A 24163-nucleotide genomic window follows, 5' to 3' on the forward strand; every position below is an offset into this window, starting at 1 on the left:
TATCTTCATTTTTTACGTATTTGTCACTTGTTTTTGTCATTATCTTTGCGCTCTAAAAATTTTGAAAAAATGCCCCTGATAAAATCAATTTCTGGTATAAGAGGAACAATTGGAGGTCGTCCCGATGAAGGTTTGACCCCCATTGATGTAGTGAAGTTTACATCCGCTTTTGGATACTGGTTAAAAAACAATCAAGAAGAATCTGACAACAAGCCAAAAGTAGTTATTGGTAGAGATGCAAGAATTTCCGGAGAAATGGTGTCTAACTTAGTGTGTGCCACACTTCAAGGTTTAGGTATTGATGTGATAGATTTAGGTCTGTCTACAACTCCAACTGTAGAAGTTGCAGTACCATATTTTAAAGCTATTGGTGGTATCATTTTAACTGCGAGCCACAATCCAAGAGAATGGAATGCGCTTAAACTTTTGAATGAAAAAGGAGAGTTTATTAGTGCTGAAAATGGAGCGGATGTCTTAGAATTAGCGAATAACAATGAGGCTACTTTTGCTTCAATTGACGAATTAGGTTCGGTTGAAAAAATAGATGATTTTGGAGCAATCCATATTCAACAAATATTGGATTTACCATTGGTAGATGTTGAAGCCATCAAAGCGCGTAAATTTAAGGTCGTTGTAGACGCTGTGAATTCAACTGGTGGAATATATGTCCCACAATTGTTGGATGCTTTAGGTGTAGAGGTAAAGAAATTGTACTGTGAACCTAACGGAAAATTCCCTCATAATCCTGAGCCATTACCGGAGAATTTGACAGAGTTGATCTCTATTATGAAAGACGAGGTTTATGATCTCGGAATTGTGGTAGATCCGGATGTGGATAGATTGGCTCTAGTAAGTGAAACTGGAGAAGTATTTGGTGAAGAATATACACTGGTATCTGTTTCTGACTACGTATTGAGTAAAACCAATGGAGACACTGTTTCGAATATGTCATCTACCAGAGCATTGAGAGATGTAACTGAAAAGTATGGATCAACACATCACGCCTCTGCTGTAGGAGAAGTGAATGTGGTGAACAAAATGAAAGCAGTGAATGCGGTGATTGGCGGTGAAGGAAACGGTGGTGTGATTTATCCGGAGCTACATTATGGAAGAGATTCTTTAGTAGGAATTGCTTTATTCCTTTCACATTTGGCACAAAAAGAATGTAAAGCTTCTGCTTTAAGAGCTTCATATCCGAATTATCATATTTCGAAAAATAAGATTAGTCTCACTCCTGAGATTAATGTCGATGAGATTTTAAATTCGGTGGAAAAGAAATATAAAAATCAACCGATGAATACTGAGGATGGACTTAAAATAGAATTCGAGAAAGAATGGGTTCATTTAAGAAGATCAAATACAGAGCCTATTATTCGTATTTATTCGGAAAGTGAGCATCAAACTACAGCGGATGTTTTAGCTGAAAAATTGATCTCTGATATGAAAGAGATCATTCGCGAAAATCTTTAAAAATTAATCATGTCTCAGATTTATTTTGATAATGCTGCAACTACTGCTTTGGATGAAGAGGTAAAAGCTTCTATGATTCAGGCAATGGATGTTTTTGGAAATCCTTCTTCGGTACATGCTCTAGGTCGAAAGACAAAAGGGTTATTAGAAGGAGAACGTAGAAAAATTGCAGACTTGTTTAAGTGTGAGCCGAAAGAAATCGTATTTACTTCTGGCGGAACTGAGGCGGATAATTTGGCTATTTTAGGTGTTGCGGGATCAGGAAAGATTAAAACCATTATATCTTCTAAGATTGAGCATCCTGCCGTTATTTCGAGTATCGAAAAAGCGAAAAAACTGTATGGAATCGATGTTAAATGGGTGAATTTATTAGCACATGGAGAGATCGATTTTGATGACTTGAAAAACAAACTGGAAGAGTCGGAAGATGCTTTAGTGAGTTTGATGCATGTCAATAATGAGCTAGGGAATATTTTGGATCTGGAACGCACAGTTGATCTATGTATGGAACATCATGCTTTGTTACATACAGACACTGTTCAAAGCGTAGGGCATCTTGATTTGGATTTATCGCAACTAAGGGTGGATCTAATGACTTGTTCGGGGCACAAAATTCATGGACCAAAAGGGACAGGATTCTTATTTGTTCGTTCAGGAACTTCAATTCAAGCAATGATGAATGGAGGAAAACAAGAGCGAGAAGTAAGAGGTGGAACAGAGAATTTCATTGGAATCATGGGGTTTGCCAAGGCTTTGGAATTGACTTTTCAGGATTTTAAGGAACGAAATGCTTACGTATTAGAATTAAAACATTATTTCAAAGAGCAGTTAGAGCAAAGAATTCCCGGAGTAAAGTTTAATGGCCTTTCTGGTGATTTGGATCGATCAGTGAATTCAGTTCTAAATGTAAATTTTCCAGACCAGAAACAGAATGAAATGCTTTTGTTTCAGCTAGATTTAAAGGGTATAATGGTATCTGGAGGAAGTGCGTGTGGTTCGGGAAGTGTTGGGGGATCTCCGGTACTAAATCAAATTGGTGTGACTGGAGCTTCAGCAAGATTTTCATTTAGTAAACACAATACCAAAGAGGAAATCGATACTGCGATTCGAGCCATTTTAGGAGAATAGCACATTGTGATTTTGAAACAATGTTTTCATAAATCCGTTTATAAAGTAGTAAGTAAATAATATAAAAATGATGCAAAGAGGAATTATAGGAGGCATTGTGGTAAGCTTAAGTATTTTGATGCTTACAGCATGCACCAGTACATTTACCATAATATCAGATTATGATAAAACAGCAGATTTTTCTCAATATAAAACTTACAATTATTTACCTGGTGCAGATTCCCTGATGGGGCCTGGAGCAAGTCGTTTAAAATCGTATATGGAAGAGTATATGAGGTTACTTGGATATCAAAAATCTGATCAACCGGATTTATATATTTCCGTTAACGGTAAGGTGCAACAAAGAATGGGCGCGACTACTAATAACTACGGTGGTGGATATTGGGGGTATTACGGATGGGACTCTTATACGACTACCTATGTGTATAATCAAACCACGATCATGATCGATTTGGTAGATGTGAAGAAACATCAATTGGTATGGCAAGGCGGAGCTACCGGTGAATACGATCAATATTCATTAAGTGATCGAAAGATGCAAAAGATGATTGATGAGATTTTTGGTCAATATCCGTATTCTGCAGGAACCAACGAAAAACGACCGCTTTTATACGGAAAATACTATAAGAAACCGGAAAGTAAAGAATAATGAAAAAGGGGATGTGAATGCATTCCCTTTTTTAATGGAAGAAAATATACCCAACAAAAATTGCCGCAATAATCCCTGCTAAATCCGCAAGTAATCCAGCTTGGACAGTATACCTTGTTTTTTTGATACTAATTGCACCATAATATACTGCGATCGTATAAAAAGTTGTTTCGGTAGAGCCCTGAAAAATAGAAGCCATTTTAGATACAAAATGATCTGCTCCGCCCATATTTTTATAGTGCTCAAAAGTTTCCAGCATCATTCCTCTTGCCCCAGATCCGCTTAAGGGCTTCATCATCGCAGTTGGCAAGGCAGGAACAAAATCGGTATTGATTCCCAAACTACCAATAATCCAACCCATTCCATCAACTAAATAATCCATTGTTCCAGAAGCTCTAAATACGCCAATTGCTACCAACATCCCCACTAGATAAGGAATAATGGTAATGGTTGTTTTAAAACCATCTTTAGCACCTTCAATGAACGATTCATACACGTTTACTTTTTTGCGAAAGGCCATCCAGAAAAATGTGATGATCACAGTTAGTAGAATGAAATTTCCACCAACTTCTGTTACCATTTCGAGGTTTTCTTTAGGGAGTTGCATCAAACCATAAACCCCTAAAACAATCACAGACGTAACCATCAATAAAGATAGCGCTAAACCATTTTTTAATAGGTTGATTTTTTGATAGAAGGAAACGACCAGAATTCCTGCCAAAGAAGCAAAATAGGTAGCGATCAAAATAGGTAAAAATACGTCTGTAGGATGCGCTGCACCTGCTTCGGCTCGATAGGCCATGACACTGATAGGGATGATTGTGAGCCCGGAAGTATTTAAGACTAAAAACATAATCATCGAATTGGATGCTTGTTCTTTTTGGGTGTTTAAGGTCTGCAATTCATTCATAGCTTTTAATCCCATTGGCGTTGCGGAATTATCCAAACCCAACATATTGGCTGCAAAATTCATCATAATACTACCATTTACCGGATGATTTTTGGGAATCTCGGGGAACAACTTCCCGAAAAAAGGACTCACAAATCGACTTAATGCAGTTACGGCTCCGCCATCTTCGCCAACTTTCATAAAGCCTAACCAAAGCGTCATAACACCAACTAAATAAAGCACGATGTTGATAGAAGCTTCAGCCATTGTAAAAGTACTGGCAACCATATCCGAAAAGACATTCAGATCTGCAGCAGTAAATATTAATCTGAAAGTCTGCTCAAAGAAATCTCTAAACAAATAGCCAATTACCCTAAAAATAGCTACTAGAAATCCTACTATAAAAAAGCCGATGAAAATATAATTGAGAACCAAGCGAAATAATTTTTACCGAAAGTAGTAGAAGTGCACGGATTTTGTAAGCCCGAATAGAGCATACTATTAACATAAATATCTTAGAAACTCAGGTTTAGAAAAAGACAATTGCAAAAGATATTTTTTCTGAATTGTAGAGATAAACGATATTTGCAATTACTAACAAATTAAAATTTATGAAAGTGAAATTTACTAAGGCAATAACTTTAGCTGTTGCTTTTGCAGGTGTTTTGACATACAGTAGCTGTAAAAAAACAACAGAAGAAATAATTAATGATGTAACTCCAAGTGCTTCTGCAACAGTTGGAGGTGCTAGTTGGACTACTGGTGTAGCAGCTGGTGTAACCAGCACAGTATTTGTTGTTACTGCTAAAAAAGATAAAGAAGCTATTGTATTGACTTTGCCTTCAAAAGATAAGGGTGTTTATCCAATTGATATTGTAAGTACAAATGCATCCTATTTACCGGTTTTTGATAGTGTATCAAATGCATATGTAGCGTATTCTGGTAAGATTGAAATCACAGACATTAATGTTGCCAAGACGCAAATACAAGGGACTTTTGAGTTCGAAGCGGCAAACTCAAGTTTAGATACAATTAAAGTGAAAAACGGAATATTAAAGAATATCCCGGTAAAATAGTTTTTAAGAGAAATAGAGAAGGCCATTCCTAACTTTTGAGGGATGGCTTTTTTTTATTCCATAAACTCACCCATGCCTTCACGAACGACTTCAAAGTCCTCATTATCCACTAAAACCACAGTAGAAGGAATATTATTCCCATAACCTCCATCAATGACAATATCCACCTGATCTTTAAAACGCTCGTAAATCATTTGTGGGTCCATTGTGTATTCAATTAGTTCATCTAAATCCACTACAGATGTTGTAACAATTGGGTTTCCTAATTCTTCAACGATTTGTCTCGGTATTAAATGGTCCGGAACACGAATACCTACTTCTTTTTTTTTAGTATTGAATACTTTGGGTACATTGGTGTTTGCTGGTAGAATAAACGTAAACGCACCAGGTAGGTATTTTTTTAATACTCTGAAAACTGTATTGGAAATGGGTTTAACATAGTTTGCCAGGTGACTTAAGTTGTGGCAAACAATCGCGAGATTTGCTTGTTTGGCTTTGGTACCTTTGATTTTGGCAATTTTTTCAATGGCTTTTGGTTGAGAAATATCACAACCAATTCCGTATACCGTGTCTGTAGGATAAATAATAACTGCACCATTTTGCAAGGCTTTGACAATTTGTCCAATGACTTTAGAATCCGGTTGATCTGGATTTAATCTGATATATTCTGCTGTTTTTCCCATAAACTGGATTCAAAAGTATATGAATACTTTCAGTTTTAGTCAGAATTGGATGATCTGAAGGGATTATTTTTTCTTATTTGAGATAAACTTGCCGTTAGAATATTGAAGAATCTCATTTAAGTCTGACAGTTCTTGTGGAGAGAGATAATCTGAAGAAACATTATCATAATTGATAATAAGTTGTTTCAATTTGGGGTTATAAGTTATGACATCAGCATTGAAATAAGAATATCTGTATTCTTCAGATTCAAAATGTTTTAAATCATCATGTAAGTTCAATGCCCAGGCAAAATCCTGAAAACAAGTAGAGCAACCTTGTACATATCCAATTAACAAATAGACCTGAGCCTCAGCATCCAATGTATATATGTGATTCACCCAAAAATTATTGGTTCCAAGTGTAATAGTATCCTGGTCTTTAAATAAAATATAGCATTCAAATTCTTCCATCGAACCACCATTAATATACTCCCATTGGAAGATTTTAAGATTTGAATCCAGGCTGGTAATGGTATGTATGTAAGATGAATCTGTTTTTAAACTGAGGTGGAACATGGAATCAGCAGAAATAGATTTCATCTGAAATGAAAATAGATTATAAATGGAGTCGTAAGATTCACGATCAAAGTCGTCCCACGGATCCATCATGAATCCACTACGATGCTGATGATCACCGGCTATGGAATCTAGTTTTTTATTGAAATCAAGCAATAAGTTTTGACCAAAACTGAAAAAGGATAATCCTGCAAATAGTATGGTCCACAAATATTTCATTTTGATTAGAATTCGTAAGCGCCTAAATCAGGAAGATTATCTCGCATATCTCCTTTGAGATCCATTAGTAGTGTATCCGTTAAGTTCAAATCTCCTTTGTCAATGGCTCTGGAAGAATCTGATAGTAAAAAGTCATCTTTATATGGATCAACAAATAGCGGATTGTTGTAGGCGAAAGAATTCGGAGTCGATGGGTTTAAAACGATATTCTTAAATTTCCCTGTTAACCCAGTATCCAATGTATCCTTCTCTGTTTTTAAAACGCAATTTTGGAATAGGTAGTTAAACTGAGCGGAAGCGACAGAATCTGTGGCTAATTCTTCATCATTGGTTCCATAAATAATACAGTTATCCATTCGTACATCCAGATCACCGGCAATTTCCACCTGACCTCCACCTGATGCAGGAATTCCAAAGTAGTTACTTAATAAAAGAGTCTCGTCACTTCGAGTCCCAAATCTCCAGAAATTAGCTATAGTTGTATGTCTGAATCTATGTGTGCCTGCACCTTGTATAGCTACAAGGATATTACCTGAATTCGCAACCAATACATTGTCTGCGATAATGTTGTGATTTCGGATTAGCATTCCCAAACCTCTACTGTTTTGAATAGTGGTATTGTAAAGTTTTACTTTATTATTAGCCAATGCAGGAACTCCATCTAAATAAAATTCTTCTGCTTGAATACCTATAAATGAATTTTTAATAATTACGTTGTTGAATGTATGATCTTGAGGACCTTCATTTAATATAATACGGTCCCATTGTCCGGGTTGATCATCGTAAAAGTCTTCAAGTCGTGTACCCTGAAAAATGACTTCATTTCCGGGTGAACCATTGACATTCAATGTGGAACCTCTATAGGCCCACATACCTGATTTATCGTAAAAGTGAAGTTTGGTACCAGAAGGTATGTTTAATGTTATGGCAGAGTCGATCATTAAAAAACCAAAAATGACATGGGGTTTGTCGTTGGGTAGATTAACTGTATTACCAATTGGAAAATAATCAGGATAATCACTGATATGTGAAATGGGAGGGAGCCCATTGATAAATAAATTCGGTCTATAGTAGTAGGCATTTTGTCCCCAGGCAGAAAGAACCACTTGCTGTTCATTTCCATTGGTAGTGAACTCAACCGCATCAAAAATGACAAAAGGATTATTGGCATTGGTCGGATCAATAGTGACTTCCGCAAAAACGAATATGCTGTCGTTGCCTTTTATTTCAATGTCATTGAAGGTAATACCCGGTTGACCATTTACATTTAATCTGAAGTTTGAAGTGCTTCCTCCTTTAAGCTTAATATTTGAGATGATTACTGTTTCAGAATTCCTATTATAAATCATGAAACGATGCGTAGCTGACCCCATTTGGGTGAATACGGTATCGAAGGCAAGTGTGTCTGTACTAAAAGCTAGTTTGGCATTTGGATCAGTAGATACGAGATCCTTTTTACAGGAGTATGTAAAAAGCAGTAATGAAATGCTTAAAATAGCGTAAAAGTATTTTGTCATGGCCGCAAAAATAACAACGCTTACCATACGAAGTGATTTTATTTTTATTGTATTTCCAGTGAACCTTATTTATTGAGTTAGAAAAAGAATGAAATACGTAATTCACATTTGCTTGTAAATAATTAAAGGAAAGATTTTTGTAAAGGGTGGTAAATCCAATTGATTTGAGTATATTTGCAGCCTTAAAATTGAGAAGGCCTTACCAACCGGCTCGAATGAGTAAGAAAAGAAAGAATTGATTTAAAAATAATTAAAGATGAAAAAAGACATTCATCCAGAAGAGTATAGATTAGTTGTATTTAAAGATATGACTACTGAAGATACATTTTTAGGTAAAACAACTGCAAACACAAAAGATACTATTACATGGGAAGATGGTAATGAGTATCCTCTAGTAAAATTGGAGATTTCTGATAAATCTCACCCATATTATACTGGTAAAATGCAGTTTGTTGATACGGCAGGTAGAATTGATAAATTCAAAAATAAATACGCTAAATTCAACAAGAAGAAATAATTGGCGGATCGCATTTAAATTAAGCCTCAAACATTTTGTTTGGGGCTTTTTTTATTTCCTAAATTTGGCAAAACTTTAAACAATGAACGTTATACTTTTTGATGGTGATTCTCACCAAAGACTACTTCCTTTAACCTATACGAGACCAGTTGGAAATTTAAGAATAGGTATATTAACGATTAATGAAAAGTGGGAAAAAGCATTAAATAGTACAGTATCATATGCTACTGAAGAGTATTTGTCGCAAAAATTTACTTTAAATATTGGTTCTAATAATATTCTAATTAATGGAGGGTTATGTCCAACTAAGAATGTGATTCAGGAGATTCTGAATCTTAAAGAAGGTGAAGCATTATGTTCAGGTGAAGACGTCCTTGCCATTCGTTTAAATGAAGAACAGACCCAAAGTTTTTTGAGTAATTATTCTTTGGATGGCTATGTCGTGAAAGAATATACAGAAGAGCCTCTTTTGGTGAAATATCCATGGGATTTGTTTGCTAAAAATGGTGAGGCTTTAGAATTAGATTTCAAAGTATTGACTGATGGAAGGACATCTGCTTCTTTGAGTGATTCAAATACGATCATCGGAGATCAGGTTTTCGTTGAAGAAGGGGCTTCAGTCGAGGGCGCTATTTTGAATTCTAAAACCGGACCTATATACATAGGTAAGAATGCGCAGGTTATGATCGGCTCATTGATTCAAGGAGGATTGGCTTTATGTGAACATGCGACTTTAAAAATGGGTGCTAAGGTTTACGGCCCAACTACTATTGGTCCTTATAGCAAAGCTGGTGGTGAAATATCAAATTCGATCATTTACGGATATTCAAATAAAGGCCATGATGGGTTTATTGGAAATACTGTTATTGGAGAATGGTGTAATCTTGGAGCTGATACAAATACATCCAATCTGAAAAATAATTATAGTAAAGTGAAGTTATGGAACTATGAAAGTGGTAGATTTAAAGATACCGGATTACAGTTCTGTGGGCTAGTAATGGGTGATCATTCCAAATGTGGTATTAATACAATGTTTAACACTGGGACTGTTGTTGGGGTGAGCTGTAATATTTATGGAGCAGGGTTCCCAAGAAATTTTGTACCTTCATTTGCATGGGGTGGTGCAGGAGGCATGATGGAGTTTAGATATCCTAAAGCGGCTGATGTGGCAGAAGCAATGATGGCCAGGAGAAGTCTAGAATTTGATGAAAAGGAACAACACATTATGAAGAGTGTATATGAGAACACTGCCAATTTTAGACAAAATTTGAAGTAAATCGGACAGAATTACCGAAAAAAATAGTGATAATGTCAATTCTGTTTTTTGGCATTACAATTGACTTACCCGAATTCTCAAAAAAGATGAGAGGCGTCTTTATATGGGAAATACAAAAATTGAATTAGATGAATTTAGATATATTAGGATTGGGTGGTGTGATTGATCAGGAAACCGAATTCATTCCATTGTTTTCAAAAGATGATGAGCAAAGAATGAATAATGAAGAGGTACCTTCAGTTCTTCCCTTATTACCACTTAGAAATAATGTTTTATTCCCGGGAGTTGTAATTCCGATTACGGTAGGGAGGGACATGTCGATTAAACTAATCGAAGATGTGATGAACAATACCAAAACAATAGGTGTTGTGGCGCAAAAGGATCCAAGTACGGAGAATCCGAAAACGGAGGATTTAAATAAGATAGGAACGGTAGCGCGCATTATTAAAATGCTCAAAATGCCTGATGGTAGTAAAACAGTTATCATTCAAGGTCAGAGAAAGTTTCAAATTGAAGAGGTAATTCAATCGAAACCTTATTTTGTGGCCAAGGTATCTGCAGTTGTGGAAGATAATCAAACGCAAGATCAAAGATTTGATGCTTTGATTGAATCTGTGTCTGATTTGGCCAATAAAATTATTCATGAATCGCCAAATATTCCTTCTGAAGCTTCTGTAGCTATTAAGAATATTGAAAGCCCGTCTTTTTTAGTCAATTTTATTGCAAGTAATTTAGATCGTCCGGTTGAGGTGAAACAGGAATTATTATCCATTTCGGCACTAACTAAAAGAGCGGAGAAATTACTTGAATTATTGACTGAAGAGCTTCAGATATTAGAATTAAAAAATGATATCCAGAGTAAGGTTAAGGTTGATATAGATAAACAGCAAAGAGAGTATTTCCTGAATCAACAAATGAGACAGATTCAGGAGGAGCTTGGGGGTAATCCGGTTGACCAGGAATTACAGGAATTTAAGAAAAGAGCGAAAACCAAGAAATTTCCGAAGAAGGTTAGAGAAACTTTTGAGAAGGAGCTGGCAAAACTGGAAAGATTGAATCCTTCTGGGGTGGAGTATTCTGTTCAGGCAAATTATATTGATACAATATTAGAATTACCATGGGGTGTTTTCACAGATGATAACTTTGATCTAAAACGAGCAAGTAAGGTGCTGAATAAAGACCATTTTGGTTTGGAGAAAGTGAAAGAACGTATTCTGGAACATTTAGCTGTACTAAAGATTAAAAAGGATATGAAAGCTCCGATCTTGTGTCTGGCAGGCCCTCCGGGAGTTGGGAAAACTTCTTTGGGTAAAAGTATTGCAGAAGCATTGGGTAGAAAGTATGTAAGAATGTCTTTAGGAGGATTGAGAGATGAAGCGGAGATTAGAGGACACAGAAAGACTTACATTGGAGCGATGCCAGGAAGGGTGATTCAAAGTTTGAAAAAGGCAGGTTCATCAAATCCGGTATTTATATTAGATGAGATTGATAAAGTAGGACATGGAACTCAGGGAGATCCGTCTTCAGCTTTACTTGAGGTATTAGACCCTGAACAAAATGATTCTTTCTACGATAATTTCGTAGAGATGGAATATGACTTATCAAAAGTGATGTTTGTAGCAACGGCTAATAATTTGGCTGCGATTCAACCTGCTTTAAGAGATCGTTTAGAGATTATTGAAGTGAATGGGTATACCGTTGAGGAAAAGACGCAAATTGCGAAAAAGCATTTGATTCCGAAACAGCTAAAAGAACATGGAATCAAAAAGGAGCAATTTCAGGCACCAAATAAAACGATCGTCAAATTGGTGGAGGAATATACCAGAGAGTCTGGAGTAAGAAATCTGGAAAAGAGAATTACCAAGTTGATTAGACAGACGGCAAAGCATATTGCAATGGAGGAGGAGTATGAAACAGAAGTGCTTCCTGATAAATTAAAGGATATTATTGGACCAGGTCATGCAAGAAATAAATATGAAGGTAATGACATTGCAGGAGTAGTAACCGGTTTGGCCTGGACATCAGTTGGTGGCGATATCTTATTTATCGAAACTTCTTTGACTCCCGGAAAAGGACAAATTACTTTGACCGGACAGTTAGGAAGTGTAATGAAAGAGTCGGCCACAGTGGCCATGCAGTATTTGAAAGCCCATGCTGAAGATTTAGGATTAAAAGCAGAGGTTTTTGATAAATGGAATGTTCATTTGCATGTTCCGGCCGGAGCCGTTCCGAAAGACGGACCATCTGCTGGAATCACTATTTTTACAGCATTGGCATCATTGTTTACGCAACGTAAAGTCAGAAATAAAATGGCAATGACTGGAGAGATTACTCTTAGAGGTAAGGTATTACCTGTAGGAGGTATCAAGGAAAAAATTCTTGCTGCGAAACGCGCAAATATCAATACCATCATTTTATGTGAAGATAACCGTCAGGATATTGAAGATATTGATGAAAGATATTTGAAAGGATTAACATTCCACTTTGTTGAGGAAATGCATCAGGTTATGGATTATGCCTTATTAAAAGCGAAGGTGAAAAATCCAATACAGATTATGAAATAATAAAGAAAAAGCGGAGGTGACTCCGCTTTTTTTATGATCTAAAATAAGGTTTTTAGTTCTCGAATTAGTGTTTCTATGTGTTTAGGATAGATTTCTAGATGAGTCACAAAACGTACTTTATTGTTTCCCATAGAAGAGGCTAGAATACCTTTTTCTTTTAGTTTATTAATGACTTGAACATCGGTATAAGGAGTTTCAGGTTCAAAAATGACAATATTTGTTTCGACAGGAATAATACGCTTTACCCAGGAAAGTTGTAGTAGCGTTTCTTCAACGGTTTTAGCATGCTGATGATCTTCTGCCAGACGTTCCACATGATGATCCAAAGCATATTCTGCGGCAGCGGCTAATGATCCTGCCTGACGCATTCCTCCACCAAGAGCTTTACGATATCTTTTTGCTAAATGGATATCTGAACTATTTCCCAATAACACAGAGCCAACAGGAGCACCTAAACCTTTGGACATACAAATAGATATGGTATCAAATAATTGGCCGAATTCTTTTGGAGATTGAGCGTTTGCCACAAGCGCATTAAAAAGTCGGGCGCCATCCAGATGATATTTAAGTCCATTTTCATCGCAAACCTGCTTGATTTTCTTTAATTCTTCTAAACTCCATGTGGTTCCACCACCTTTATTACAGGTGTTTTCAATTGAGACCAGTTTAGAAACAGGTTTATGAATATCATCTGGATAAATTCTGGATTTAACCTCTTCAGATGAAAATTGACCCGAAGAAGAATGAATTAAACTTACAGAGCATCCCGCATTCATTCCGATTCCTCCACCTTCATATTGATAAATATGGGAGAAATAATCACATATAATATCTTCTCCGGGTTTGGTATGCACTTTTATAGCAATTTGATTGGACATAGTTCCGGAAGGAACAAATAAAGCAGATTCCATTCCAAACAATTGAGCCATTTTATTTTCGAAATGATTGATAGAAGGATCTTCTCCAAAGACATCGTCACCTAAAGGTGCTTTGTACATAATTTCCAACATTTTTGATGTCGGTTTTGTCACTGTGTCACTTCTTAAATCGATCAATTTATCATTCATATATAATTGGTTTATCAGGCGAAGGTAGGTATTTTGATTATCCAAAAATGTAATGGAAATCAGAATTTGATTATGATGCTTAAACAATAGAGATTAATAACCTTAAATTAAAACTGATTATCCGTATTTTAAATATACTTTTGCCGCTCAAAATTTAGAGCATGCAATCAATAAGAAACATCGCAATTATAGCCCACGTTGACCATGGTAAAACAACGTTGATGGATAAAATTATTCATGAATGTGAGGCAATGGATACACGTAAGGAAACAGGAGAACTGATTTTGGATAATAATGATCTTGAACGTGAGCGCGGGATTACGATTGTTTCAAAAAATGTATCGGTAAATTATGAAGGAGTTAAGATTAATTTGATCGATACTCCTGGTCACGCGGATTTCGGAGGTGAAGTAGAGCGTGTACTTAAAATGGCAGATGGTGTTTTATTACTTGTTGATGCGTTTGAGGGCGCAATGCCGCAAACAAGATTCGTTTTGGGTAAAGCTTTGGAGTTAGGTTTGAAACCAATCGTTGTTGTCAACAAAGTAGATAAAGAAAACTGTACTCCTGATGTGGTACATGAGCAGGTTTTTGATTTGATGTTTAACCTGGAGGCAACTGAAGAACAATTGGATTTTGTGACTTTATATGGTTCTTCGAAACAAGGTTGGATGAGTTTGGATCACACCAAACCAACTGATAACATTCGCCCGTTGTTAGATACTATTTTAGAAGTAATTCCAGAATCTCCTTACAGAGAAGGAACTCCACAAATGCAGATTACATCATTAGATTATTCTGCTTTCTTAGGTAGAATTGCTATTGGACGTGTATTTAGAGGGGATTTGGAGATAGGCAAAGATTATACTTTATGTAAGCGTAATGGAGAAAAGAAGAAAGTGAGAATTAAAGAACTTTCTGTATTCGTTGGCCTTGGTAAAGCAAAAGTGGAAAAAGTAAGATCCGGAGATATTTGTGCGGTTGTTGGAGTAGAAGGATTTGAGATTGGAGATACTTTGGCAGATTTAAATGAACCTGAAGAAATGCCGAGAATTGCGATTGATGAACCAACAATGAGTATGTTGTTTACCATTAATAATTCTCCATTTTTTGGTAAAGAAGGTAAGTTCGTAACATCTCGTCACTTACGTGATCGTCTATATAAAGAAACTGAAAAGAATCTGGCGTTAAGAGTTGAGGATACAGATACTGAGGACAAATTCAATGTTTTTGGTAGAGGGGTGCTCCATTTATCAGTATTGATCGAAACGATGAGAAGAGAGGGGTATGAATTGCAGGTAGGTAAGCCACAGGTAATTGTTAAAGAAATAGACGGAGTCAAATGTGAGCCATATGAGATTATGGTGATTGATGTACCGGAAGAATTCGCCAGTAAAGCCATTAACTTGGTAACTCAAAGAAAAGGTGATTTAATGATTATGGAGCCTAAGGGAGATTTACAACATTTAGAGTTTTACATCCCATCCAGAGGTATTATTGGATTAAGGAATCAAATGTTGACAGCTACTGCTGGTCAGGCGATTATGACGCATAGGTTTAAAGAGTTTGCGCCATATAAAGGTGAAATTGTGGGTAGAAGTAAAGGAGCCATCATTTCAATGGAAACTGGAGCATGTACTTCGTTTGCTTTGAATAAGCTACAAGATAGAGGTGTTTTCTTTGTAGAACCAGCTGAAGTTATTTATAAGGGACAAGTTGTTGGAGAGCATTCAAGAGATAATGATCTAGAGATTAACCTGATTAAAGGAAAGCAGTTAACCAATATGCGTAAATCAGGGTCTGATGATGCGGTTAAAATTGCACCAAAAATTAAGTTTTCTTTAGAAGAATGTATGGAGTATATCAAAGAAGATGAATACTTAGAGATTACACCTGAGAGTTTAAGAATGAGAAAAATTAACTAGTTCAATTTGAAATTGTAGTTATAGAACTATAAAGCCGCATCCTAGGATGTGGCTTTTTTATTGTTAAAATTTACTGTAAACGTTCAACATCATTTTGTCTCCAGTTCCTTCATAATAAACATAAAGAAGTCCCATTGACTGATTACATGATACAAACATTTGCGCATTTTTGGCTTCCATTTCGGGCCATCCGGAAAATTCAAATTCCTTTACATTTTGAGAGGAGTTTGGAAGTTTTTGACAACTCCATGCAGTAAAAATCATTGGGGGAACGAAGTTGCCAATTGTGTTTGGTATGTTTCCCGTGCATACAGTTTTACCTTCTTCAATAATCATGGTAAGATCTTTCTTGAAATGAATTTTATTATCCTTGAAACAGTTGTTAGTAATGGGCCATTGAGAGTGCCACTCTACAGCGCTCTGTCCATTTTTAGTATATTCTTTTAAAATATTGGTTAGTCTCCAGCTTGTGTTGGCTAATAAACCAATATTATTAGGTTCGATTGTTCGAGAAAGATCGTCATTGACTGGAAGCGTAATTGTGGGATAATTACCTTTTTGGACTTCTGATAGTTCCCAATTACTAGTGTCGTATTTTTCAATAAAAATATAATACTTCCCTTCTTCATAAATTTTAGCACTCTCAAAATGTCCTGCTAAATCTGATTGTAATTGGACAACCATATTATGTCCTGTTAACCAGTCTTCGGGTGTCTTGAAAATTTTGATCGAAGCATTTACAACAGGTTGATTTTTAGAATTAATTACATCTCCTTTAAACGCATGTCGTTCCGATTCTTTTTTGCATGAAAACAAAAAAACAATAGAAAAAAACAAGAAATAACTAAAGAAGTTGTAATTAAATAATACAAATTTCTTCATATGTAGGTGTTTGGTATAACGAATCTACATAAGAAGTTGGTTTAATATTTTAACCTATTCTGCATTGATTATAACGAAAAAGTCAATAAATCAAATGGTTATGATATTGAGTTATTTTATTTAAATATTTTGTCTTCTAAAAAATTAGAAGAGGTAATGATGTGATTTTTTTACTATTTAATCGCGTCTAGAATAAACATCTAGCATCATCTTACCATCGTCACCGCGATAGTATACGTATAATTGTCCAACACTTTGATTACAAGCCAAAAACATTTTTCCTCCCTTAGCTTTCATTTCTGGCCAATTATAGTATTCAAACTCTTTTACATCTTGAGATGTGTTAGGAAGATTAATGCAGCTATTAGAATTAAAAATTAAAGGGGGAACAAAGTTTGCAAGAATATTTCGTTCTTGTTTTGAACAAACGATATCACCTTCAGAAATACGCATACTTAAGTCTTTATTAAAATAAATAGCATTATCTCTTCTACAGTTATTAATACTTGCCCAAATAGATTGCCATTCAATTGCAGTATGAGGAGGCTTTGTATATTCTCTATGGACGTTAGTTAGTACCCATTTGGTACTTGCCATAAGAGCCATATTATTAAAGTCAATAGTATGAGACCCTCCACTAGAAACAGGAATGTTTACTTTGGGATATATTCCTTTCTCAACTTGTCTAATTTCCCAGTTACTTGAGTCTAATTTTTCGACAAAAACATAATAATCTCCAGACTCGAAAATTTTGTCACTTTCAAAATATCCAGCGAGATCAGACCTCATATTTGCGACTGCATTTAGTCCTGTTAACCAGTCTTCAGGTGTTTTAAATATTTGAATGGAAGCATTAGCTACAGGTTTATTGTCAGGATTAACTACATAACCGGAATAGCTGTGAAGTTCAGATTCTTTTTTACAAGAACTAATAGAGACTGTTACGAAAGCAAGTAGTAACAGAAAAACGTATTTGTGGGGGTGGAGTGTTTTCATGCGACAATATTAACATGTGAATGTTGATTGAAAAAGAATTTCATCACAAAGTTTTTAATATCGCCCCATTTCTTTTAAATATTTGGTCAAATTAGTGGTAAATTGGGGTAAAGGTCTAATTATTAGAATAATGTTTTGACTAAAAAAACTCGAAATGAACGTATATTTAAATAAGTTTTTAAACAAAATCGAATCTAAATCTTGATATATTTGAATATATAAATAATATCAAGTGATAGTTTTTTTTCGAATTTTATAAGACTGATAATCAGAAAAAAGACTAGTTGTCAGGTAGGGATCAGATTTAATTGGGCAACTTTTATCGAAAAAAAAACATCGTGTACTTAGAATCTGAATGAAGAATGACCGAGGGAGAACTGATAGAAGCGTGTATAAATAAGGATAAACGTGCTCAGAAAAGACTGTTCGATCAATTCTCTCCAAAACTAATGGGAGTCTGTTTGCGTTATGCGCAAGATAGAGATGAGGCTCAGGATATGCTTCAAGATGGTTTTATAAAGATCTTTCAAAAAATCGAAACTTATAGTGGCAAGGGATCATTTGGAGGGTGGCTGCATCGTGCAATGGTAAATACTTGTCTGGATCATATTCGAAAAAACAGTAAGTTTAGATATAAGGTAGAAATTGAAAAGGCAGAATTAGAAACGGACAATGCTGAATCTGCATTATCAGTATTGAGAACCAAGGAGTTGTTACAGCTTATTCAAGAACTACCGGAAGGATATAGAATTGTATTTAATATGTTTGCAATTGAAGGTTATGGTCATAAAGAAATTGCTAAAGAGCTGAGTATTACAGAGAATACCTCAAAATCTCAGTATAGAAAGGCAAGACTGTACCTTCAAAAAGCAATATCCAAATTGGATAGAGTAGAACAATAATATTGTGGAAGAAAAAGATAACATAAAGGAGTTATTTCAAGATCGGTTTAAAGATTTTGAAGCGCAAGTAGATCCTGGTGTTTGGAATAATATCCAATCGGAGATGACGAGTTCTCCGGATATTTCGTCTAGTGCAACATCTGGTTCTATTAGTAAAACAATGATGTGGGTGGCTGCTGTTTCTGTTGCAACGGTTTCAGCTATATCAATTGCTGTGTTTAATACTTCAGAAGAAGATTTAGTCTCAAATAATTCAGTTCAGGTTGAAGAAACCGTACAATTAGATATTAAAGAGGAAAACGCATCTATAACGTCAAATAAACAGATTGTAATTGAAGAATCTGCAAGCGTGGATGATATAGCAAAAAATGAAGAAGCGGTGTCTGAGGTAAAGGAAGAAGTGGTTACTGATAAAGTTTCAGGTAATGAAACAGGTGAGGTAGTTGTTGCTTCTAAAAATAATGATCAATTGACGGTAACATCAACAGTGAATGTAGCTGAAGTAGTTAAGGATAATAGAAAACAGGAAAAAACAGTTCAACAAATAAATGAAAATGTATCCACGAATATAGTTTCCAAAGCTCCAAGTTCGATTAATATTGAAAGTCAATCCAGAGTTGTAGCGTCTCCAATGGGAGGGAATGCACCGTTGGAAGTGAGTTTTAACTCTATATCTTCAGTAGAAAATATTAAATGGATTTTTGACGATGGGGAAGAGAGTATGGATTTAACTCCAACTCATGTATACGAGAAACCTGGTGTTTATTTTGTGACAATGATGGCAGAGTTGGAAAATGGAGAAGTGGTTATGGATAAAGCGGTAATTGAGGTAAAAGAGGCGAATACCAAAAATGACAAAGTGGTTGAAGAGTCTAGCATTTTTGTACCGAATATTTTTACACCTAACGGAGATTCTGAAAATGATAAATTAGATGTTAAAGTAAAAAATGTAAATACGTTTACTATTTCGATTTATTGTGTGAATGGAAGATTGGTATATACTAGTGATAATCCTGAAGATCAATGGGATGGAACAGATATGCGCGGAGAAGACGTAGAGGATGGAGTTTATTACTATCTGATTAACGCGATTGGAGAAAACAATAATGTATACGCTCCGAAGGGCTACGTTACCGTTAAAAGGTCTTATTAGGTTTAGATATAGAATTAATAATTACATATTGACGTATGAATTAGGAATAACCCGAACCCTCATGTCTGAAAATAAATAATTGGTGTGAATAATTTGAAATTTATTTAGGACATAAAAAAACCTGAAGGAAGCCCTTCAGGTTTTTTCGTTATCAGATTTTAATAGACTATTTCACCTGGAAATTAGTATCGGAAATACTTCCACCAAGAACAATATTCTCAACTTTCATCTCCATTACCTGACCAGCATTATCTTCTACTGTTGTAAAAGGAACAAGGATACCATTTACACTTTGATAATCCTTAAGGAAGGTAGATGTCGTCATATCTCCTTGTGGAGTTGGCTTACTTTCCATCATCGCGATTTTTAATCCTGTATTTACATCATAGAAGTAAAATTTAGAATGACCATCCTGATCGATAACTTCCATTTTGTAAGCTTTAACTCCGTTGATCTCTTCAATTTGAATCAGCTTGGCGGTCTTATTCATAAAAGTTAATTCTTCGAATGGTGCGTTTCCTTCCAGGTAAGATTTAATTTCATCTTCAGTTAAATCTTTAGCTCCCATCATACCAGAAATTTTTCCTGTGTTTTCATTAATCTTGATTGTCTGAATTTCCAGGTCACCACTTTTAACCGACATTAACATCTTAGTATTCCCTTTGGTCATGTAGTGAATGGTTAAAGGCATACCCTGCATAGAGCTAGACATCGTAATGTCTTGTGAGTTTACTTTTTCTAAATCCTCACGTTTACCTATCGCATCTAAATACTTATTGATAACGGTTTCAGCAGTTACACCTTCAGGAATTGGTTCTGCATCAGCTACAGGATTACCAAATGCATCATAATAATTGATCTTTCCGTTGGCAGCGAAAACTTTAAGCTTACTAGCTACTTCAGCTTTATTGCCAACTACAACAATATGCGACTGTTGTGGAAGTAAATATTTCTTTGCCACACGTTGAATATCATCTGCAGAAACTGCTTGTAACCTTTCAAGGTAAGTTGCGTAATAATCAGTAGGTAAATCGTATCTGGCAGTATTTAAAGCAAATCTGGCAACGGTTTGAGGTCTTTCTAAAGAACGTGCGAATCTACCATTTAAATAGTTCTTTACATTTTGTAACTCTTCATCGTTTACACGTTCTTTTGTAAGTCTTTCCATTTCGTATAGGAATTGAACAACAGCACTATCTGTAACTTCATTTCGTACTTCGGCACCAGCATAGAAATCACCAACTAAAGGATCAGATGCAAGGCTAGAATAAGCTCCATAGGTATAAGCTTTATCTTCTCTGATATTTTGGATCAATCTGGCCATGAAACCACTATTACCTAAAATAGCGTTCATAACACTTGCTGCAATCGCATCGTCACTACCTGGTTTAAGATCTACAGGATAAACAATGCTAATTGTAGATTGAACGGCTCCTGGCTTATTGACAAAGTCAACTTCTGTTTTTTCAGGAGCTGTTGGCATAGCGAAATTATGTTTAGGAATCTCTCCTTTAGCCCAGCCATTAAAGTATTTCTCTACGAGTGGTTGTGCTTCTTTTTTAGAAATATCTCCAACAATAATTAAATATGATGCGTTTGGTTTGAAATACGTGCTGTAAAAAGCCTGACACATTTCAGCGGTGATGGACTCAACAGATGCTTCGGTTTCCACCTCACCATAAGGATGTTCTTTACCATAAGTAACAACCGCACTTACATTTTCAGACATTGCACCTGGATCAGAAGCATTTGCCATCAAACCAGATAAAGTTTGTTTTTTAAGTTTATTCAATTCTTCTTCAGGAAAAGATGGATGTAGGATGACATCGCTCATTAATTCCAGAGTAGTTTCTTTATGCTTGGATAGTGACGAAGCGTATGCACCGTAAGAAGAAGTAGACATACTTGCTCCAATAAAATCAATGGACTCATCGATCTCCGCTTTGTTTTTTGAGCTTGTACCGGTCATAAGCAAACTGCCCATTAAACTATGCATTCCAGTGTTTTCACCTTCAGAAACTACCCCACGATCTACAAATAGTTGCCAGGATACTCTAGGCGTTTTATGGTTTTCAACTAAAAATACCTGAAGTCCGTTATCTAAGGTAAAGGTTTCATAATTACCTAGTTGGGTTTTTGGAGCAGGACCTGGAGCAGGTGCTTTTGATCTGTCGATCTGCGCAAAAGATGCAGAAGAGATCAGTAACGTAAATATGAATATGATTAAATTTTTCATTTCTAATTATTTAAAATTCTGAGGAAAGATTATTGTTTTGGCAAGTAGTATAATACAACACTATTATTTACAGTAAGGTACTTTTTTGCCACGTTCATGATGTCTTCTCTTGTGACAGCCTTATATCTTTTGATTTCAGTATTGATTAGCTTGGTATCGCCATAATACATGTAGTATTGTGCTAAGCTTTCAGCAATACCCGCCTGGGATGAATATCCACTTACAATATCATTTTCAATTTGGTTTTGTAGTTTTTGAAATTCTTTTTCAGAAATCAACTCTGTTTGCAAACGCGTTACTTCTTCCATAATTGAGTTTTCCACGTCTTTTGGTTCTACACCAGCATTGGTCACCGAAAAAGCAATAAAAATTCCCGGATCTTCCAATGGAAAAGGGAATGCTCCAACGTAAACTGCTTTTTGTTCTTCCTCTACTATTCTTTTGTGTAAACGAGAACTTGATCCCTGAGATAAGATATTACTTACCATATCCATGGCATAAGCATCTTCTGTTCCTAAAGCAGGGGAGTGGAAAGCCATCATCACTGCAGGAAGTTGAATATTATCATATACCGTATCTCTAACTTGCGCAGTTTTTTCCGGCTCAACAATATTTGGTCTTTCGATTTCAGCGCCCTTTGGAATTTCACCGAAATAAGCTTCGATTAACTTTTTGGTTTCCTTAATGTTGATGTCACCCGCAATAGATAAACATGCATTATTAGGTACATAGAATTTTTTGTAGAAGTTTTTATAATCAGCCTCTTCGGCCGCATCTAAATCTTCCATTGAACCAATTGGTGTCCATCTGTAAGGATGAACTTTATATGCATGACTCATGATTTCTGCTTGAAAAGAACCGTATGGTTGATTATCCATACGCTGACGTTTTTCCTCTTTTACAACTTCTCTTTGGGTTGCAATACCCGTAGAATCTACTTTGGCGTGCATCATTCGTTCACTTTCTAACCATAATCCCAATTCTAATTGGTTAGAAGGCAATAAGTCATAATAGAAGGTTCTATCCTGAGAAGTATTTGCATTTAATGCACCACCTGCTTTTTCTACATAGTTAGAAAACTCTCCACGTGGGATGTTTTTGGAGCCTTCAAACATTAGATGTTCAAAGAAATGGGCAAACCCGGTTCGGTTTGGGTCCTCATTTTTCGAACCTACGTGATACATTACAGATACCGCAACAATTGGAGTAGAATGATCTTCATGTAAGATGACATGTAATCCATTAGGAAGATCGTATTCCGTATATTTAATTTTTTGTTGGGCTTTCACACTACCAAACCCTGTTGTAAAAAGGGCCAGCCCAAGAAGTAATTTTTTCATTTATCCTGAATTTTAATTTGGGTCAAATGTAAGTTTTTTAGCCCTTTGAGAATGTGATATTCAGAGGTGTTTCAGGCCAAAAAATTAAAATTTGATGAGCGGTATTTTAGGCTGCGGGATTGCATCTATAATAAAATGAATGGAACCTCATCAATTATTATAATTGACTCAAGTAGGTAATGTGTTTATTTTTTGATCTTTTCAATGATCAAAACATCCTGAAAATCAAAGGATGCATTTTGATCTCTACCACACCAATGACCATAGCTGGCTTTTCTGATTTTAAATCGATCCAGCTTGATAATTTCATTGAATAAGTACGCTTCTTCAAAAGCGACATTGGCCCCTTTAACTTTGGCATCCATTAAATAGTAACCATCCATTTTGTGATCGAAATTGAAACCTGAGCTTTGATTCATAAACTTGCGATTTTCTTTATTAAGTATAAAGAAAGTGGCAAATATTACCCCGCCTGGTTTCATGACTCTGTCTAGTTCATTGAAGTAGTTCTCTACTTCTCTTGGTAGCATATGTGTAAATACTGAAACAGAACACGAAAAGTCAAAGTGCTGATCTGGATAATTGAATTTATAGTTTGCGGCATCATCCCCTGAATCTCTATACAAATCGTTTAATAACGGAACATATGTGAAATGGAAATTACGAAACTTAGAGCTGATATTTTTTTGACACCAATTTACACCAAGTTCAATCACGTCAAAACCTTCATAAGTGGCATCTTCATTAAGATATTCGGTAAGAGGAATAGCCACGCGTCCTATCCCACTGCCAATATCAAGAACGGTAGCATCAGGTTGAAGCCCTCCTTCAGATTTGAATAAATTCACATACTGTCTGCCTTGACCTAAGAAATCCCCTCTTCCAGTATAAATGAGTCCTTTTGGTGGGATTAATTCATTTCTTGAAGAAAGTAAATCTTCAGGGAGAAAGACCAAACGTCTTACCCAAAACCTCCAGGATGAAGGTATGGCATAATATAGTTTTCTTAGCATTATTAGAATTTATTCACTTACCCAAAAATCACTCACGGTAAGCTATCGCTCTATCACAAACATAAGGGTAGAAGTTTGTAGAACCAAAAGAAAGAAAGCGTTTAAT

General features: G+C 35.7%; 20 protein-coding genes. 10 read left to right on the forward strand and 10 right to left on the reverse strand.

Going from position 1 to position 24163, the window contains the following annotated elements:
* The first annotated feature begins 69 nt into the window (after positions 1 to 69).
* The 3 genes from glmM (at position 70) to KFE94_14665 (ending at position 3247) form a co-directional block, all read left to right on the forward strand.
* Positions 70 to 1470 (forward strand): phosphoglucosamine mutase, encoded by a 1401-nt coding sequence (gene glmM / locus KFE94_14655; protein UTW65880.1) that lies wholly within the window; start codon positions 70 to 72, stop codon positions 1468 to 1470.
* Between the two features lie 9 nt (positions 1471 to 1479).
* Positions 1480 to 2598 (forward strand): cysteine desulfurase, encoded by a 1119-nt coding sequence (locus KFE94_14660; GenBank protein UTW65881.1) that lies wholly within the window; start codon positions 1480 to 1482, stop codon positions 2596 to 2598.
* A 67-nt stretch (positions 2599 to 2665) separates the two neighbouring features.
* Entirely contained in the window at positions 2666 to 3247 is a 582-nt protein-coding gene (locus tag KFE94_14665) for a DUF4136 domain-containing protein (protein UTW65882.1), read from the forward strand.
* A 31-nt stretch (positions 3248 to 3278) separates the two neighbouring features.
* On the opposite strand, the gene KFE94_14670 is transcribed toward KFE94_14665, so the two are convergent.
* On the reverse strand, positions 3279 to 4571 hold the full coding sequence (locus KFE94_14670) for a hypothetical protein (GenBank protein ID UTW65883.1): 1293 nt from the start codon (positions 4569 to 4571) through the stop codon (positions 3279 to 3281).
* Between the two features lie 182 nt (positions 4572 to 4753).
* Here KFE94_14670 and KFE94_14675 point away from each other — a divergent pair, with 182 nt between their 5' ends.
* The gene (locus tag KFE94_14675) at positions 4754 to 5212 is read left to right on the forward strand and encodes a hypothetical protein (GenBank protein UTW65884.1); all 459 of its coding nucleotides are present in this window, start codon (positions 4754 to 4756) and stop codon (positions 5210 to 5212) included.
* A gap of 53 nt (positions 5213 to 5265) precedes the next feature.
* Here KFE94_14675 and KFE94_14680 read toward each other — a convergent pair whose 3' ends face one another.
* From KFE94_14680 to KFE94_14690, 3 genes are all read right to left on the reverse strand, one after another.
* The gene (locus KFE94_14680; protein UTW65885.1) at positions 5266 to 5895 is read right to left on the reverse strand and encodes a threonylcarbamoyl-AMP synthase; all 630 of its coding nucleotides are present in this window, start codon (positions 5893 to 5895) and stop codon (positions 5266 to 5268) included.
* A gap of 63 nt (positions 5896 to 5958) precedes the next feature.
* Positions 5959 to 6669 (reverse strand): hypothetical protein, encoded by a 711-nt coding sequence (locus KFE94_14685; GenBank protein UTW65886.1) that lies wholly within the window; start codon positions 6667 to 6669, stop codon positions 5959 to 5961.
* Between the two features lie 5 nt (positions 6670 to 6674).
* Complete coding sequence (locus KFE94_14690) at positions 6675 to 8213, reverse strand: hypothetical protein (protein UTW65887.1); 1539 nt, start codon at positions 8211 to 8213, stop codon at positions 6675 to 6677.
* A gap of 229 nt (positions 8214 to 8442) precedes the next feature.
* On the opposite strand from KFE94_14690, the gene KFE94_14695 reads away from it, so the two are divergent.
* The 3 genes from KFE94_14695 (at position 8443) to lon (ending at position 12543) form a co-directional block, all read left to right on the forward strand.
* Positions 8443 to 8703 carry a type B 50S ribosomal protein L31 gene (locus tag KFE94_14695; protein UTW65888.1) on the forward strand — a complete coding sequence of 87 codons (261 nt, stop codon included), beginning with the start codon at positions 8443 to 8445 and terminating at the stop codon, positions 8701 to 8703.
* An 82-nt stretch (positions 8704 to 8785) separates the two neighbouring features.
* The gene (locus tag KFE94_14700; GenBank protein UTW65889.1) at positions 8786 to 9979 is read left to right on the forward strand and encodes a GlmU family protein; all 1194 of its coding nucleotides are present in this window, start codon (positions 8786 to 8788) and stop codon (positions 9977 to 9979) included.
* 128 nt (positions 9980 to 10107) lie between these two features.
* Positions 10108 to 12543 carry an endopeptidase La gene (gene lon, locus KFE94_14705; protein ID UTW65890.1) on the forward strand — a complete coding sequence of 812 codons (2436 nt, stop codon included), beginning with the start codon at positions 10108 to 10110 and terminating at the stop codon, positions 12541 to 12543.
* A 38-nt stretch (positions 12544 to 12581) separates the two neighbouring features.
* Here lon and KFE94_14710 read toward each other — a convergent pair whose 3' ends face one another.
* Positions 12582 to 13610 (reverse strand): aminotransferase class I/II-fold pyridoxal phosphate-dependent enzyme, encoded by a 1029-nt coding sequence (locus KFE94_14710; GenBank protein UTW65891.1) that lies wholly within the window; start codon positions 13608 to 13610, stop codon positions 12582 to 12584.
* Positions 13611 to 13771: 161 nt separating this feature from the next.
* Here KFE94_14710 and typA point away from each other — a divergent pair, with 161 nt between their 5' ends.
* On the forward strand, positions 13772 to 15535 hold the full coding sequence (gene typA, locus KFE94_14715) for a translational GTPase TypA (protein UTW65892.1): 1764 nt from the start codon (positions 13772 to 13774) through the stop codon (positions 15533 to 15535).
* A 63-nt stretch (positions 15536 to 15598) separates the two neighbouring features.
* Here the strand turns inward: typA and KFE94_14720 are convergent, their stop codons facing one another.
* Together KFE94_14720 and KFE94_14725 are read right to left on the reverse strand one after the other, a co-directional pair.
* The gene (locus KFE94_14720) at positions 15599 to 16417 is read right to left on the reverse strand and encodes a hypothetical protein (GenBank protein ID UTW65893.1); all 819 of its coding nucleotides are present in this window, start codon (positions 16415 to 16417) and stop codon (positions 15599 to 15601) included.
* Between the two features lie 177 nt (positions 16418 to 16594).
* The gene (locus KFE94_14725; protein UTW65894.1) at positions 16595 to 17413 is read right to left on the reverse strand and encodes a carboxypeptidase regulatory-like domain-containing protein; all 819 of its coding nucleotides are present in this window, start codon (positions 17411 to 17413) and stop codon (positions 16595 to 16597) included.
* Between the two features lie 362 nt (positions 17414 to 17775).
* On the opposite strand from KFE94_14725, the gene KFE94_14730 reads away from it, so the two are divergent.
* A complete protein-coding gene (locus KFE94_14730; GenBank protein UTW65895.1) occupies positions 17776 to 18315 on the forward strand; it encodes an RNA polymerase sigma factor in 540 nt (179 codons plus the stop codon).
* Positions 18316 to 18319: 4 nt separating this feature from the next.
* A complete protein-coding gene (locus KFE94_14735) occupies positions 18320 to 19468 on the forward strand; it encodes a gliding motility-associated C-terminal domain-containing protein (protein ID UTW65896.1) in 1149 nt (382 codons plus the stop codon).
* 166 nt (positions 19469 to 19634) lie between these two features.
* On the opposite strand, the gene KFE94_14740 is transcribed toward KFE94_14735, so the two are convergent.
* The 3 genes from KFE94_14740 to KFE94_14750 form a co-directional block, all read right to left on the reverse strand.
* Positions 19635 to 21704, reverse strand: a complete 2070-nt coding sequence (locus KFE94_14740; GenBank protein UTW65897.1) for an insulinase family protein — start codon at positions 21702 to 21704, stop codon at positions 19635 to 19637.
* Between the two features lie 29 nt (positions 21705 to 21733).
* Positions 21734 to 23044 (reverse strand): insulinase family protein, encoded by a 1311-nt coding sequence (locus KFE94_14745; GenBank protein UTW65898.1) that lies wholly within the window; start codon positions 23042 to 23044, stop codon positions 21734 to 21736.
* 185 nt (positions 23045 to 23229) lie between these two features.
* Positions 23230 to 24057 carry a class I SAM-dependent methyltransferase gene (locus KFE94_14750; GenBank protein ID UTW65899.1) on the reverse strand — a complete coding sequence of 276 codons (828 nt, stop codon included), beginning with the start codon at positions 24055 to 24057 and terminating at the stop codon, positions 23230 to 23232.
* Positions 24058 to 24163: the final 106 nt, after the last annotated feature.

Source organism: bacterium SCSIO 12643, assembly GCA_024398135.1.
Taxonomy (GTDB): Bacteria; Bacteroidota; Bacteroidia; order Flavobacteriales_G; family Salibacteraceae; genus CAJXZP01.